Annotated in this window: 7 protein-coding genes; 4 read left to right on the top strand and 3 right to left on the bottom strand. The window is 69.0% G+C overall.

Annotated features, from left to right (window positions below; genetic code table 11):
* The 3 genes from G4D83_RS20745 to G4D83_RS20735 form a co-directional block, all read right to left on the bottom strand.
* Positions 1 to 9,080 (bottom strand): non-ribosomal peptide synthetase (locus G4D83_RS20745; RefSeq protein WP_163866516.1); only part of this gene is annotated, 9,080 nt, incomplete at its 3' end.
* Positions 9,081 to 9,243: 163 nt separating this feature from the next.
* Positions 9,244 to 9,510 carry a phosphopantetheine-binding protein gene (locus tag G4D83_RS20740; RefSeq protein WP_163866515.1) on the bottom strand — a complete coding sequence of 89 codons (267 nt, stop codon included), beginning with the start codon at positions 9,508 to 9,510 and terminating at the stop codon, positions 9,244 to 9,246.
* 28 nt (positions 9,511 to 9,538) lie between these two features.
* On the bottom strand, positions 9,539 to 11,224 hold the full coding sequence (locus G4D83_RS20735) for an AMP-binding protein (protein WP_163866514.1): 1,686 nt from the start codon (positions 11,222 to 11,224) through the stop codon (positions 9,539 to 9,541).
* A 174-nt stretch (positions 11,225 to 11,398) separates the two neighbouring features.
* Between G4D83_RS20735 and G4D83_RS20730 the strand changes: the two genes are divergently transcribed.
* Genes G4D83_RS20730 through argC form a run of 4 tightly spaced genes read left to right on the top strand, consistent with a single transcriptional unit; the run spans position 11,399 to position 15,142 of the window.
* A complete protein-coding gene (locus G4D83_RS20730) occupies positions 11,399 to 12,208 on the top strand; it encodes a 1-deoxy-D-xylulose-5-phosphate synthase N-terminal domain-containing protein (RefSeq protein WP_163866513.1) in 810 nt (269 codons plus the stop codon).
* Complete coding sequence (locus tag G4D83_RS20725; protein ID WP_163866512.1) at positions 12,205 to 13,257, top strand: transketolase family protein; 1,053 nt, start codon at positions 12,205 to 12,207, stop codon at positions 13,255 to 13,257. Before G4D83_RS20730 ends, G4D83_RS20725 begins: the two co-directional genes overlap by 4 nt.
* On the top strand, positions 13,254 to 14,105 hold the full coding sequence (locus G4D83_RS20720; protein ID WP_240356453.1) for a RimK family alpha-L-glutamate ligase: 852 nt from the start codon (positions 13,254 to 13,256) through the stop codon (positions 14,103 to 14,105). The genes G4D83_RS20725 and G4D83_RS20720 overlap by 4 nt, the downstream gene beginning before the upstream one ends.
* A complete protein-coding gene (argC, locus tag G4D83_RS20715) occupies positions 14,102 to 15,142 on the top strand; it encodes an N-acetyl-gamma-glutamyl-phosphate reductase (RefSeq protein WP_163866511.1) in 1,041 nt (346 codons plus the stop codon). The genes G4D83_RS20720 and argC overlap by 4 nt, the downstream gene beginning before the upstream one ends.
* Positions 15,143 to 15,158: the final 16 nt, after the last annotated feature.

The following is a 15,158-nucleotide window of genomic DNA, read 5'->3' as shown; positions in this document are numbered from 1 at the left end:
GACGCCTCCGTCCTCACCACCAGCGTGTTCACGAAGAAGCCAATCAGCCCTTCGACCTCCTTCGTCGTCCGCCCCGATACTGGTGAACCCACCACCACGTCCCACTGTCCGCTGTAGCGCGCCAGCAGCACCTGGAAGCCCGCCAGCAACGTCATGTACAGCGTCACGCCTTCCGCACGGCTCAGCCGCTTCAGCTTCTCGCTCAGCTCCACGGACAGCTTCACCGCCACGCTCGCGCCTCGGTACCCCTGCACCGCCGGCCTCGGTCGGTCCGTCGGCACCTCCAGCACTTCTGGGGCTCCTGCCAACCTCGCCCTCCACCACGACAACTGCTCCTCCAGCACCTCGCCCTTCAGCCACTCCCGCTGCCACACCGCGTAGTCCGCGTACTGCACCGGCAGCTCCGGCAACGTCGCTTGCGAGCCCCCCACCTGCGCACCGTAGAGCGCCTCCAACTCCTTCGTGAGCACTCCCATCGACCAGCCATCCGCCACGATGTGGTGCAGCACCAGCACCAGCACGTGCTCCTGCTCACCCAGCTTCAGCAGCGTCACTCGCAGCAGTGGACCCTTGCCCAGATCGAACGGGCGCTGGCCTTCCTCCGCGCCGAGTCGCAAAGCTTCCTGCTCTCGCGCCAGAGCGGGCAGGCTGCTCAGGTCCACCAGGGGAAGCGGCGCTGGCTCGAAGGGATGGATGTGCTGCGTCGCTCCATGGTCTCCCTGCTCGAAGGTCGTCCTCAGGGACTCGTGGCGACGGATCAACACGTGGAACGAGCGCTCCAGGGCCGCGACGTCCAACGCCCCCGTCAGTCGCATCGCGAGGGGGATGTTGTAGAGCGGGTTGTTCGGCTCCAACCGGTCGAGGAACCACAAGCGCTGCTGCGCGAACGACTGCGGCGACGCCTCCGTGCGAGTCGTGGGCACCAGCTCCGGACGTCCTCGTCCAGCACCACCACCGACGAGGGTCTCCAGGCTCCTGGCCAGTGTGGCGACGGTGGGTGCCTCGAAGAGCATCCTCACCGACACCTCATGCCCCAGCACCTCGCGCAGCCGCGAGGCCACCTGCATTACGAGCAGCGAGTGACCTCCCCGCTCGAAGAAGTTGTCTTCGGCACCCACGTGCTTCACGCCGAGCAGCGGAGCCCAGACTCCCGCCACCAGTTCCTCGATGGCGGTCCTCGGTGCGATGAACCCCTGTGGCACTGACTCCGGAGCGAGCAGGTCCAACCGCCGAGCCTGGAGGCGTGCCACTGGCACCTTCACCGGCACTTCGTGATGCCCCGACATGGGAAGCGCGCTCAATCTCGCCTCCGGATTCTCCACCACCGCCTCCAGCACCTGCTGGTAGTGCGTCGCCAGGCGCTCCACGGTCGCCGCGTCGAACAGGTCCGTATTGAGTTCCCAGAAGCCCGTCAGGTCCTCCGCGTCCTCACGAACCGATAGAGCGAGGTCGAACTTCGCCATACCCGGCTCGTACGTCACCTCCGACGAGGACAGCCCCGGCAGCGCCGGCAACTGAGAGGGCCCGTTCAAGCCGAAGGCAATCTGGACCAGGGGCGCGCGACTCAAGTCGCGGCTCGACTGCAATGCCTCCACCAGCTTCTCGAACGGCACTTCCTGGTGCCCGAAGGCCCCCAGCACCGACTCCTTCACACGCTCCAACATCTCGCGGAACGTCAGCTCGCTGGACGCCTCCGTCCTCACCACCAGCGTGTTCACGAAGAAGCCAATCAGCCCTTCGACCTCCTTCGTCGTCCGCCCCGATACTGGTGAACCCACCACCACGTCCCACTGTCCGCTGTAGCGCGCCAGCAGCACCTGGAAGCCCGCCAGCAACGTCATGTACAGCGTCACGCCTTCCGCACGGCTCAGCCGCTTCAGCTTCTCGCTCAGCTCCACGGACAGCTTCACCGCCACGCTCGCGCCTCGGTACCCCTGCACCGCCGGCCTCGGTCGGTCCGTCGGCACCTCCAGCACTTCTGGGGCTCCTGCCAACCTCGCCCTCCACCACGACAACTGCTCCTCCAGCACCTCGCCCTTCAGCCACTCCCGCTGCCACACCGCGTAGTCCGCGTACTGCACCGGCAGCTCCGGCAACGTCGCTTGCGAGCCCCCCACCTGCGCACCGTAGAGCGCCTCCAACTCCTTCGTGAGCACTCCCATCGACCAGCCGTCCGCCACGATGTGGTGCAGCACCAGCACCAACACGTGCTCCTGCTCACCCAGCTTCAGCAGCGTCACTCGCAGCAGTGGACCCTTACCCAGGTCGAAGGACTGCCTCGCCAGTGTCTCCACCTGGCCTCGCACGCCATCCTCCGAGGCCTCCACCACCGCCAGCGGAACCGTCACGCCCGAGGCGATGCGCTGCACCGGTTCGCCTTCCACTTCCTCTAACGTTGTGCGCAGCGCCTCGTGTCTCCGCACCACCGCCGCGAGCGATTGCTCCAGCGCCTTCAAGTTCAACGTCCCTCGCAACCGAACGACGAACGGCAGGTTGTACGAATACCCTCCCGCGTCGAGCTTCCCGAGGAACCACAAGCGCTGCTGCGCGAACGACAGCGGCATCGTGGCTTGCCTCGACACTCGCGTTGGCACAGGGGTGCTCATTCCCTGCCCGCTTGCCTTCACGGCCTCCAATCGCTCGGCCAGCGCTTCCACGGTGGGCGCTTCGAACACCCATCGCACCGGCACATCACGACCGAGCGCCGCGCGGAGCCGCGACACCACGCGCGTCGCCAGCAACGAATGACCACCGAGCGCGAAGAAGTCGTCCTTCACGCCCACCCGCGCCACGCCGAGCAGCGGCGTCCAGATGCGCGCCACCAGCGACTCCATCACCGTCCGAGGCCCCTGCACCGCCTCCGCGCTCGGCCCGTCCTGCTCCGGCGACGGCAGGGCCTTTCGGTCCACCTTCCCATTCGCAGTCAACGGCAGCGCCGCCAACTTCACGAAGGCCGAGGGCACCATGAACTCGGGCAGCTTCTGCTTCAGCCAGTCCCGCACCCGAGGTGCCTCGGGCGGCTGCGCCTGTTCGACGTAGTACGCGACCAGGCGCTTGCCTCCCGCGCCATCCCGCACCACCACCAACCCGTCCTTCACCGCTGGATGCGCGAGGAGCGATGCCTCCACTTCGGCCAGCTCGATGCGGTAGCCCCGCACCTTCACCTGGCTGTCCCGTCGGCCCAGGAACTCCAGCACTCCATCGGAACGGAAGCGCGCCAGGTCTCCAGTGCGATAGAGCCGCTCTCCTGGCACCGCGCTGAACGGATTCGGAATGAAGCGGTCCGCCGTCACATCGGGCTGGCGCAGATACCCTCGCGCGAGGCCATCACCACCGATGTACAGCTCTCCCGCCACGCCCACTGGAACGGGCTCCATCCCAGCATCCAGCACATAGACCTGCGTGTTGCCGATGGGCCGGCCAATGGGCACCGACGCGCCCACGTCCTCCACTCGCGTCATCCGATGGACCGACGTGAAGAGCGTGCTCTCCGTCGGCCCGTAGCAGGCCGTCACCGGAATCTTCAGCTCCTCCAATACGCGCTTCACGTGCGGCGCGGACACCACGTCTCCACCTGTCAGGAGCTGGCGGACTCCCTTCAGCCCGTCCATCCCCAGCTCCACCATCTGGCTGAACAGGCCCGCCGTCAGGTGCAACAACGTGACGGAGTGCCGATGGAGCACGTCCGTCAGCAAGTCCAACTCGCTGGGCGAACGCGGCGGGAAGACGACCAGCCTTCCACCCAGGCACAGCGGTCCCCACACCTCCAACGTCGACGCATCGAAGGAGATGGGCGCGATGAGCAGGAACGTCTCCTCCGGCCCCAGTCGCGCGTAGGGCGCGCCGTACAACAACCGCAGCACGCCTCGGTGCTCCACGGCCACGCCCTTGGGCCGCCCCGTGCTTCCCGACGTGAAGTCCACGTACGCCAGGTTCCGACCCGACACAGGCATGCGCGGCGCCGTCGTCGGCAGGTCCGCCAGTCGCTCCTCCTCCAACAGCATCAGCTCGGGACGTCCCTCCTGGGGCAACTGCGCCAGCAAGGCACGCGTGGTGATGAGCAGCCGAGGCGTCGTGTCCTCCAACATCTGCTCCAGCCGCCGCGCCGGATAGCTGGAGTCCAGGGGCACATACGCACCACCCGCCTTCAGGATGGCCAGCAGCGATACGATGAGCTCCACCGAGCGCTCCAGGCACACCGCCACCAGCACATCCACGCCCACGCCACGCGCCTTCAGCGCCCACGCCAGTTGATTGGCCCGAGCCTCCAGCTCCCGATAGCTCAACCGTTGCTCACCGAACTCCAACGCCACCGCGTCCGGCCGCAGCGCCACCTGCTCTTCGAAGAGGTGATGGACGCAGCCCTCGCGCGGGAACTCCACCGCCGTCTGGTTCCACGCCTCCAGCACGCGTTGGCGTTCGTCCGGCGGCAGGAGCGGAAGCGACGACAACCGCGCCTCCGGTCGGCTGGAGAGGTTGCGCAACAGCTCCAGGAAGCACTCCGAGATGCGCTGGACAGTGGACGGCTCGAAGAGGTCCGCGTTGTAGATGAGCTGCCCTTCGACAGCGGCTCCCGGTGCGTCGACCAGCAGCAGCTCCAGGTCGAACTTGGCGATGGTGCTCGCGAAGTCCCAGGGGCTCGCGGTGACACCCGGCAGCGAGAGCAGCGGCGCGGCCTCCTGCAAGGTGAAGAGCACCTGGAACAACGGCGAGCGGCTCAAGTCCCGCTCCGGACGGAGGTGCTCCACCAGTCGCTCGAAGGGCACGTCCTGGTGCGCGAGCGCTCCCAGCACCGTCTCCTTCGTCTGACACAGGAACACCTGGAACGAGGACGCCGCATCCGGCTGTGCTCGCAGGGCCAGCGTGTTCACGAAGAAGCCCATCAGGCCCTCCGTCTCCCTCGCCGTCCGCCCCGACACGGGTGAGCCCACCACCACGTCCCACTGTCCGCTGTAGCGCGCCAGCAACACCTGGAAGCCCGCCAGCAGCGTCATGTACAGCGTCACGCCTTCTCGTCGGCTCAGCCGCCGCAGCGCTTCGCTCAACTCCGAGGACAAGCGCACCGGCACGCTCGCCCCTCGGTATCCCTGCACCGCGGGCCTCGGCCGGTCCGTGGGCAACTCCAACACCGGCGGCGCGCCTTTCATCGCCTCGTGCCACCAGGAGAGCTGCGAGGCCTCCACGTCTCCCTTCAGCCAGCCGTGCTGCCACACCGAGTAGTCCGCGTACTGCACCGGCAGCTCGGGCAATGACGAGGCCTCGACATACAGCGCCTCCAACTCTCGGGTGAGCACGCCGAGCGACCAGCCATCCGCGACCAGGTGGTGCAGCACCACCACCAGCACCTGCTCGTCACCCCGCGTCCGCAGCAGCGTCGCGCGCAGCAGGGGCGCCCGCGCCACATCGAACGGCGCCTGGACCTCCCGCACCACGCGGCTCCGCACGGCCTCTTCCACGTCGTCGGCGCCCTCCACCGACTCCACCGTCAGGGGCACCACGGCATCAGCGGCGACGCGCTGAACAGGCTCACCTCCCACTTCGACGAAGCTCGTGCGCAGCGCCTCGTGTCGGCGGACCACCTCCGCGAGTGCTCGCTCCAGGGCCTCCACCTTCACGGCACCACGGAGTCGGACGACGAAGGGCAGGTTGTACGAATGCCCTCCCGCGTCGAGCTGCGCGAGGAACCACAGGCGCTGCTGCGCGAATGACAGGGGCGGGTCCACGAGCCGCTCGGCTCGCGTCAGCACCGGCAACCGAGCGTGTCCTCCCAGTGCACCCAGTCGCTCGGCCAGCGCCTCCACCGTGGGCGCCTCGAACAACAGTCGCACGGGCACGTCGTGGCCCAGGGCATCCCTCAGTCGCGACACCACGCGCGTCGCCAGCAACGAGTGCCCACCCAGCGCGAAGAAGTCGTCCCTCACGCCCACGGGCGAGACGCCCAGCACCTCCCGCCAGACCTCCGCCAGCGTCCGCTCCAGCGCGTCACGCGGCGCCTCGTAGCGTGCGCCCGCCTCCGCGCGACGCGAGTCCACCTCCGGCAGCGCGCGACGATTCACCTTGCCGCTGGGAGTCAGCGGCAGCGCCTCCAGTCGCACCAGCACGCCCGGCACCATGTACTCGGGCAGCCGCTTCGCCAGTCGACGCTTCAAGTCCTCCGCGTCCCAAGACTCGAGCAGCCGATTCGCCAGCCGGAGCTTCAGGTCCTCCGCGTCGGAGGACTCGGGCAGCTGATTCGCCAGCCGGCGCTTCTGGTTCTCCGCGTCCGAGGACTCGGGCCGCACGACGTAGCCCACCAGTCGCTTCTCTCCCCCGTCCGTTCGCCGCACCACCACCGCCGCGTCCGTCACGCCGGGGAGTTCCTTCAGCGCCACCTCCACCTCACCCAACTCCACCCGGAAGCCGCGCACCTTCACCTGCTCGTCCGCGCGTCCCTGAAGCTCCAGGTTCCCGTCCGCCAGCCACCGCCCCCGGTCTCCCGTGCGGTAGATGCGAGGCCCGTCCCGGTCCTTGTCCAGGATGTTCGGAGCGAAGCGCTCCGCCGTCAGCTCCGGCCGCCCCCAGTAGCCATGTGCGAGGCTTCGCTCTCCCACGCACACCTCTCCCGTCACACCAATGGGACACGGGGCGCCCCACGCATCCAGCACCCACACCCTCGCGGGGACGATGGGCCTGCCCACCGGAGGAAGCGCCGGCCACGTCGAAGGCGGCCCCTTCGCCCTCCACGCCGTCACCACGTGCGTCTCCGTGGGGCCGTACTGGTTCTCCAGCACACAGCCCGGCAGTCGCTCGAAGAACGACACCACCGCGGGCGTCACCTGCAACGGCTCTCCCGCCGTCACCACTTCGCGCAGCGGCGGCAACTCCGTCTCGTGTCGAGCTCGCTCACTGAGCGCCTGGAGCGCCACGAAGGGCACGAAGAGCCGCTCCACGCGGTGCTCGCGCAGATACGCCATCAACGTCGCGGGGTCCTGACGCGTCGCCGCCGAAACGAGGACGAGCGTGCCGCCCTCGCCCAGTGTGCAGAACAGCTCCTGGAAGGACACGTCGAAGCTCAGCGAGGCGAACTGGAGTGTCCTCGCCCCAGGCGCCGACGTGCTCGCCAACTGCCAGTTCACCAGCGTGCCGAACGCACGATGGGACATCGTCACGCCCTTGGGCGTCCCCGTGCTCCCCGACGTGAAGAGGACGTAGCAGGGAAGCTCCGGCGACAACACCCATCCGGGCGCCACGGTGGACTGCTCGGCGATGCGCGCGGCCTCCTCTTCCAGCCTCACCCTCCGCGCCGTGCCCTCCTCGGGCAGCGCACGCTCCAGCGCGGCATGCACCAGCACCACCGGCGCGCCCACATCATCGAGCATCCGCGCCAGTCGCGACGGCGGATAGCCAGGGTCCAACGGAAGGCACGCCGCACCTGTCTTCAACGTCGCCAGCACCGCCACCGGAAGGTCGAGGCTGCTTCGCTCCAGGCACAGCCCCACCACGCTCCCCGGGCGAACCCCCAGCGCCATCAAGTGGTGCGCGAGCTGATTGGCCCGCTGCTCCAGTTGCGCGTACGTCAGCGAGCCGCCGCCATTCGTCACCGCCATGGCCGAGGGCGTGCGCGCCGCCTGCGCCTCCACCCGTCGATGCATCAACCACGACGGGTGCCGCACCTCCTCCTGCCACGGCCACTCCACCAACACCTTCCGCCGCTCCTCCGCATCCAGGAGGTCCACCTGACCCACCTTGCGCTCCGGGTCCTCCAGCACTCCCTTCAGCAGCGCCACATGGTGGCTGGCGAGCCCGCGGACCGTCGCCTCGTCGAACAGCGCCGTGCTGTATTCCCACAGCGCGACCCAACCCTCCGGCGTCTCGCGCACGAAGAGCGTGAGGTCGAACTTCGCGACGCCCGGCTCGAAGTCCACGTCGCGCGACTCCAGCCCCGACAGTCGCACCAGCGGCGGCGCGTTCTGGAGCACGAGCAGCACCTGGAACAACGGCGAGCGGCTCAAGTCCCGCACCGGCCGCAGCGCATCCACCAGTCGCTCGAAGGGCACGTCCTGATGCTGGTACGCCCCCATGCACGCCTGACGCACGCGTCCCAGCAACGACTTGAAGGACTCGTTGCCGTCCACATCCACGCGCAACGCCAGCGTGTTGGCGAAGAACCCGATGAGCCCCTCCACCTCGCGCCGCGTGCGCCCCGCGATGGGGGTGCCCACCACCACGTCCGGCTGCCCGCTGTGCCGCGACAACAACGCCTGGAGGCTCGCCAGCAACAACATGAACGGCGTCACCGCCTCCTGCTTGCACCGCTCCCGCAGCGCCTTCATCAACTCCGCGGGCAGCGGCACGCCCAGCACCGCGCCCTTGGCCGACTGCACCGGGGGCCTCGGCCTGTCCGTCGGCAGCTCCAGCGCGGGCGAGGCGCCCTCCAGGTGCTGCTTCCACCACGCGAGCTGCTCCTCCAGCACCTCCCCCTTCAACCACTCGCGCTGCCACGCCGCATGGTCCGCGTACTGCACCGTCAGCACGGGCAGCTTCGACTCGCGGCCTTCGAGGAAGGCGCCGTACAGCTCGCCGACGTCCCGCTCCAGCAAGGACAACGACCAGCCATCACACGAGATGTGGTGCAGCGTCAGGAGCAGCACATGCTCCTCTTCATCCAGGCGCAACAGCCGCGCGCGCAGCATCGGCCCCGTGCCCAGATCGAACGGACGCCGTGCCTCCTCCTCCGCGAGCCGTCGGGCCTCCTGCTCACGCTCCGGCCCCTCCAGTCGCTCCACCACCAGCGACACCGGCGCCTCGGGGGCGATGCACTGCACCGGCTCCCCTTCGACCTCCACGAAGGTCGTCCGCAGCGCTTCGTGCCGGCGCACCACCTCCGTCAGCGCGCGCTCCAGCGTTGATACATCGAGACATCCCTTGAGCCGCGCGAAGAACGGCGCGTTGTAGGCGAAGCCCGACGGGTCCAACCGCGAGAGGAACCACATGCGACGCTGCGCGAAGGAGAGCGGCGGAGGGCCCTCCCGGCGAACGGGCACCACGGGCGGCGGCCTGCGAACACGAGGGCTCGCGGGCTTCGGCTCATTCGCGGACATGTCGACACCTCAAACTCAAGAAGACGAATCTCGGAAGACACGAAGCCCCGCGTCGGTGAGACCGACACCTGGCGCTCCGTGAGAAGGCGTGAAGCTTGAGTCCCCGCACAGCCCCTCGGGGACGATGGCGGGAGAAGGCCCGCCTCCTGGACAACGGACTTCGTCAGGCCGCGGGGAAGGTGCGGCCCTGCTCCAGCAGCTGCTCCTCGCAGGCGGCGGCCACGTGCTCCAGCGTGTTGAACAGGTCCACCATGGAGAGCTGGACGCCCAGCTCCTCCTCGATTCGGTTGGCCAGCATCGTCGCCATCAGCGAGTTGCCACCCATCTCCAGGAAGTGGTCCTCCGGCCTCACCACGTCCGTCCCCAAGAGCTCGCGCCAATACCCGGCGAGCTGGCGCACCAACGGCGTGGTGCTCGAGTCAGTGCTCACGTGTTGCTCCTCAGGATGGGGGACATGCTCAGCCCACCTTCGCGGTGGGGGCCTTCAAGCGCTCGCGCAGCAGATACTTGCGAATCTTCCCCGACGGCGTCTTCGGCATCTCCTCGACGACCTCCAGCCGGTCCGGCCAGTACTGATTCGACATGCCCAGGCCCTTCAGGTGGGCGCGCAGCTCGTCCAGCGTCGGCGTCTCGTCGCGCGGCACCACCACGGCGCAGACGCGCTCACCGCCGATGCGGTCGTCCGAGTGTCCGATGACGGCCACCTCCCTGACTTTCGGGTGCGAGTACAGCGCGGACTCCACCTCCACCACCGGCACCTTCTGGCCGTAGCGGAAGATGACGTCCTTGAGCCGCCCGACGATGCGGATGCCCCCGCGCCCGTCGTCGCGCGCCAGGTCTCCCGTGTCGAACCAGCCCTCCTCGTCGACACACGCGCGGTAGAGGTCCTCGCGCTTGAAGTAGCCCAGGCACTGGCTGGCCCCTCGGACGAGCAGCCGTCCGGTGCCTTCAGGATACGGCGAGCCGTCTTCCGCCAGGGCGGGAACAATCCGCACCTCCATCCAGTCGACAGGCCTGCCGTCGCTGTTGGAGGGCCAGTCCGGCGGGTCCTCGCGGCGCGTAATCGTCACCGCGCCGTTCTCCGTCATCCCCCACAGCGTGTGCAGCGGAACACCGAAGCTCTCGCGCACCGCGGCGATGAGGTGCGGCGGCACGGGAATGGAGCCGGTGGACAGCCGACGCAGCGACGAGGTGTCTCCGCCCCGCTTCTTCTTCGCGGCGATGACGTTCATCACATACGTGGGAATCCCATACATGAACGTGACGCGGTGTTCGTCGATGCAGCGCAGCGTGAGCTCCGGGTCTCCCACGTCCATGTAGACAGCCGTCGCGCCCAACAACACCGGCATCAAGTACAGGTAAGTAAATCCGCTGGAGGCGGTGAGCAGCGAGGGCAGGCACACCACGTCATCGGCGCCCAGCGCCAGGGTGTCGACCAGCGCGCGGGTGATGCCGAAGTTGGTGTTGTGCGAGTGGATGACGCCCTTGGGCTCGCCCGTCGTCCCCGACGTGTAGAGGACGTTGCACACGTCGTCCGGGCGCGCCGAGCGAGCGTCCAGCTCCGCCTTCGGCGTCTCGTCCTCCCAGTGCCGCGCGACGAAGTACGCGTCGAAGTCCAGCTCGCCCGCCTCGGACGCCTGCTCGCCCGCGCCAATGAAGACGCGGTGCTTGAGCGACGGCAGCGCTCGCGACGCCTCGCGCAACATGTCCCGGTGCGAGTGCCCGCTCCAACTCAGGGGTCCCACGTAGACGGACGACTCCGTCCTGCCGAGGATGAACTCCACCTCGCGGCGACGGTAGTCCGGAGGGATGGGCGCGACGACTGCGCCGATGCGCGCGCACGCCAGCGCCATCGCGGTGAATTGCCACCAGTTGGGCAACTGCACCGCCACCAGTTCGCCCCGCGCCACGCCCAGCGACACGAGCGCGCCCGCGAAGCGCTCCACGTAGCGTCCCAGCTCCGCGTAGCTCAGCTTCGTGACGTCCTTGGCGAAGTAGCGCGCCGCGACGATGGCCGTCTTGTCCGGATGCGTCCGCACGGCCCGACGCAAGTCGTCGAGTACCGTCTCGTCACGCCACCAACCCTTGCTCCGGTACAGCGCCCCCTGCTCCAACGAGGGGCCGCTTCCGAACCGTGCGTCCATGTCCGCACCCTCCGTGTACCGCGAGACTGTCCTCGACGGCGGGAGACCATAACGATACGCGTACAAAACCAGCAAGACGGCGAAAGCTCACATGTCTGCACCCCAAGTCCCCATCACTCACATTGACGGGCGTGCTCTCGGTTTCCTACTTTGGAATGAAAGGCGCAGAAATCCATGGTCCAGGTACCTCTCGAGGAGCGCGCCAGACGCATTCGCCGGACCATCCTCCGGCTCGCCGCCACGTCGGTCGGCTGCCACCTCGGTGGCTCGCTGTCGATGGTGGAGCTGTTGGTGGTGCTGCTGGGGCGGGTGATGAAGTTCCGGCCCGAGGAGCCCCGCTGGGAGGAGCGCGATTCGCTCATCCTCTCCAAGGGCCACGCCGCCGCGGGCCTCTACGCCGCGCTCGCCGAGTTCGGCTTCTTCGACACTGAAGAACTGGTGCAACGATACAACGCCGACGGAAGTCCCTTCACCGGACACGTGAATGCGGCGGTGCCGGGCGTTGAGTTTCCCACGGGAAGCCTGGGGCACGGCGTGGGACTGGGAGTAGGGCTGGCGATGGGGTACCGGCTGCGGCAGCGTTCCAACCGCGTGTTCGTCGTGTGCGGAGACGGGGAGATGGGCGAAGGCTCCAACTGGGAGGCGCTGCAAATCGCCGCGCAGCACCACCTGTCGCGACTCACCGTGCTGGTCGACCGCAACGGCGGACAGAACGACGGCCCCACCGAGGCCATCCTCTCCCAGGCCTCCCTGGTGGAGCGGCTGCGAGCCTTCGGGCTGAAGACCGTGGAGGTGGATGGGCATGACCTGGACGCCCTGGGTCGTGCGCTGGAGGAGCCCTCCGAGGAGCCTCGCGCGATTGTCGCCCGGACGCAGAAGGGCGCGGGCGTGCCCATGTTTCGCGGCAAGGGGCCGCACTACGCGACCTTCAACGCCGACCAGCTCCGCCGGGCACTCACCTCACTGGGTGAGGTGACGCCATGACAGGCTCCCCGACGAGCTCCACCACCTCCAGCGGCGCTGACCTGCTGACGTCGCCGCAGGACTGGCTGCGCGAGCAACCGGGCCTGCCCAACCGACAGGTGTTCCGGCACACCCTGGCGCGACTGGCGGACGTGGAGCCGCGCATCGTGTTGCTGGAGGCGGACCTGGCGGGTGGAGGAGACCCTTTCCCCGTGCGGCACCCGGGGCGGTTCTTCAACCTGGGCATCTGCGAGGCGGCGATGCTCGACATCGCGTGCGGCATGGCGGCCACCGGGCACGTCGTCTTCGCCCACACTTTCGCGCCCTTCGGGGCGATGCGCGCGTGCGAGCAGGTGCGGCTGGGCCTCGCCTATGCGCGGGCGAACGTGAAGCTCGTCTGCGACTACGGCGGCCTGTCCGGCGCGTTCTTCGGGCCCACGCACCACGCCATCGAGGACCTGGCGATTCTTCGCGCGATGCCGGGCATGACGGTGGTGTCTCCGGCGGACGGGTTGGAGACGATTCAGGCGACGCGCGCGCTGCTGGAGATGGAGGGCCCGGTGTACCTGCGGCTCGGCCGCAACCGCGTCACCCGGCTGGAGGTGGCCCGGCCCGCGTTCGCTTTGGGGCGCGCCATGTGCCTGCGCGAGGGCGGCGACGTGGGAATCATCGCCCACGGCGAGGTCGGCGTGAGCGTGGCGCTGGACGTGGCGACGCGGCTGGAGGCGCAGGGCGTGTCCGCGCGCGTGGTGAACCTGCACACGCTCAAGCCCTTCGACGAGGAGGCGATTCTGGAGACGGCCGAGCGCACCCGGCTGCTCGTCACGGTGGAGGAGCACTCCATCCTCGGCGGCCTGGGCGGCGCGGTGTGCGAGAGCGTGGCCACCCATGGCGTGGGTCGCCGCGTGGTGCGCGCGGGCATCCAGGACCGCTACGACTCCACGGCGGGCACGCACGAGGCCCTGCTGCAACGACACGGGCTGGAAGCCGGCGCCCTGGTCGAATCGATTCTCAACGCCCTGCCCCGCCCCCGTCTGGCGGCGATGGCACCCGGGTCCAGGAGGGGATGATGCGTCGCCACGAGGTCCACCTCGTCTACACGCGGATGCGCACCGAGGAGCGGATGCTCGTCGACGCGCTTCGCGGACGCGGCTGCGCCGTGGAGACCCACGCGGACACGGACCTGGTGCTGCCGCTGAACCGCGAGCCGTGGAAGGACGGCGGCCCTGTCTTGATGCGCAGCATGTCCTTCACCCGCGCGCGCTACCTGTCCTCCATCCTGGAGGTGAAGGGCGCCCGCGTATTCAACACCGCGCGCTCCATCGCCACCTGTGGAGACAAGGCGCTCACCACGCTCGCGCTGGCGGAGCATGACGTGCCCATGCCCTGGTCCTTCCTGGGCTTCGAGCAGGACGCCTGTGTCGCGGAGATGGAGCAGCGCGGCTACCCCTGCGTGACGAAGCCCGTGCAAGGCTCCTGGGGCCGCATGGTGGCGCGCGTGGACAACAAGCACGCGGCCGAGGGGATGATGTCCATGCGCTTCGAGATGGGCGGCGCGCAGGACCACGTCGCGCTCGTCCAGCAGTACATCGACAAGCCCGGCTATGACTTGCGCGTGTACGTCATCGGCGGCGCCGTCGGAGGCATGCGCCGCCGCTCCGAGCACTGGGTGACGAACACGGCCCGAGGCGCGGTGCCGGAGCGCTACGAAGTCCCCGCGTCCCACGCGAAGCTCGCCGAGCGCGCGGCCAAGGCCGTGGGCGGAGAGATGGTGGCGGTGGACCTGCTGGAGACGCGGCAGGGCGAAATCCTGGTGAACGAAATCAACCACTGCGTGGAGTTCGCCCGGAGCATCGAGTTCACCGGCATTCCCCTGCCGGAGCTGATGGCGGACTACCTGATGGAGGCCGTGCGATGACGCGCGTCGCGGTGCTCGGGGCGGGAGGCTACGCGGGCGGCGAGGTGCTGCGCCTGCTGCTCGCCCACCCGGCGGTGGAGGTGGTCCAGGCGACGTCCGAGCAGCACGCGGGCAAGCGGCTCGACTTCCCGCATCCGCACCTGCGGGGACTGGCCACTCCACGCTTCTCTCCGCATGACGCGCTGGAGCCGTGCGATGTGCTCCTGTCCTGCATGCCCTCCGGCGAATTGATTCGCCGCTGGCCCCAGGTGAGCACGCTCGCCGGGCGCATCATCGACCTGAGCGCGGACTTCCGCCTGGAGCCCGCCGAGCACGCGCGCTGGTATCCACGCGCGCCCCGCCCCGCGGACATGCCCGAGTTCGTCTACGGCCTGCCGGAGTGGACGGGCGCGCGGCTCAAGGACGCCCGCTTCGTCGCGGTGCCCGGCTGCATGGCCCACGCGGCGCTGCTCGCGCTGCTGCCCCTGGTGCGCGCGGGGCTGGTGAAGCCCGAAGTCGTGGTCGACGCGAAGACGGGCTCCTCCGGTGGTGGCGCGACCCCGGACCGCTCCTCGCACCATCCGGAGCGCGCCTCCGCGCTGCGCTGCTACCGCGCCGTGGGGCATCGGCACACGGGTGAAATCGAGGGTGCCACCGAGCGTCTCGCCGGCATGCGCCCCGTGGTCCACTTCAGCGCGACGGCGGTACCCAGCGTGCGCGGCGTGCTCGCCACGGTGCATGCCTTCGCGGCGCGCAAGCTGGAGGACGCGTCCGAGCCGCTGCGCGCCCTCGCGTCCACGTACCGTGAGCACCCCTTCGTCCACGTCCTGCGCGCCAACGCGAGCGCGTCTCCCTTCCCGGAGCCTGGCCCCCTGGCGGGCACCAACCACTGCGACCTGGCGGTGGAGGTGGACGCGGAGCGCGGGCGAATCGTGGTGAATGCCGCGCTGGACAACCTGGTGAAGGGCGCGGCGGGCACGGCCGTGCACGCCTTGAACCTCATGCTGGGCAGACCCGAAACGGAGGGCCTCGGCTTCCGGGGCCTCCACCCCCTCTGACGCGCGAAAGGCTCGC

It is taken from the genome of Myxococcus eversor, from assembly GCF_010894455.1.
Classification (GTDB): domain Bacteria; phylum Myxococcota; class Myxococcia; order Myxococcales; family Myxococcaceae; genus Myxococcus; species Myxococcus eversor.
Note: the sequence above shows the minus strand (reverse complement) of the source record. Positions and strands in the feature narration are given on the sequence as shown.

Excerpts from the sequence above, each read along its gene's own strand:
- G4D83_RS20735 (WP_163866514.1), bottom strand. The coding sequence starts at position 11,224 with ATGGACGCACGGTTCGGAAGCGGCCCCTCGTTGGAGCAGGGGGCGCTG.
- G4D83_RS20730 (WP_163866513.1), top strand. The coding sequence starts at position 11,399 with ATGGTCCAGGTACCTCTCGAGGAGCGCGCCAGACGCATTCGCCGGACC.
- G4D83_RS20725 (WP_163866512.1), top strand. The coding sequence starts at position 12,205 with ATGACAGGCTCCCCGACGAGCTCCACCACCTCCAGCGGCGCTGACCTG.
- G4D83_RS20720 (WP_240356453.1), top strand. The coding sequence starts at position 13,254 with ATGATGCGTCGCCACGAGGTCCACCTCGTCTACACGCGGATGCGCACC.
- argC (WP_163866511.1), top strand. The coding sequence starts at position 14,102 with ATGACGCGCGTCGCGGTGCTCGGGGCGGGAGGCTACGCGGGCGGCGAG.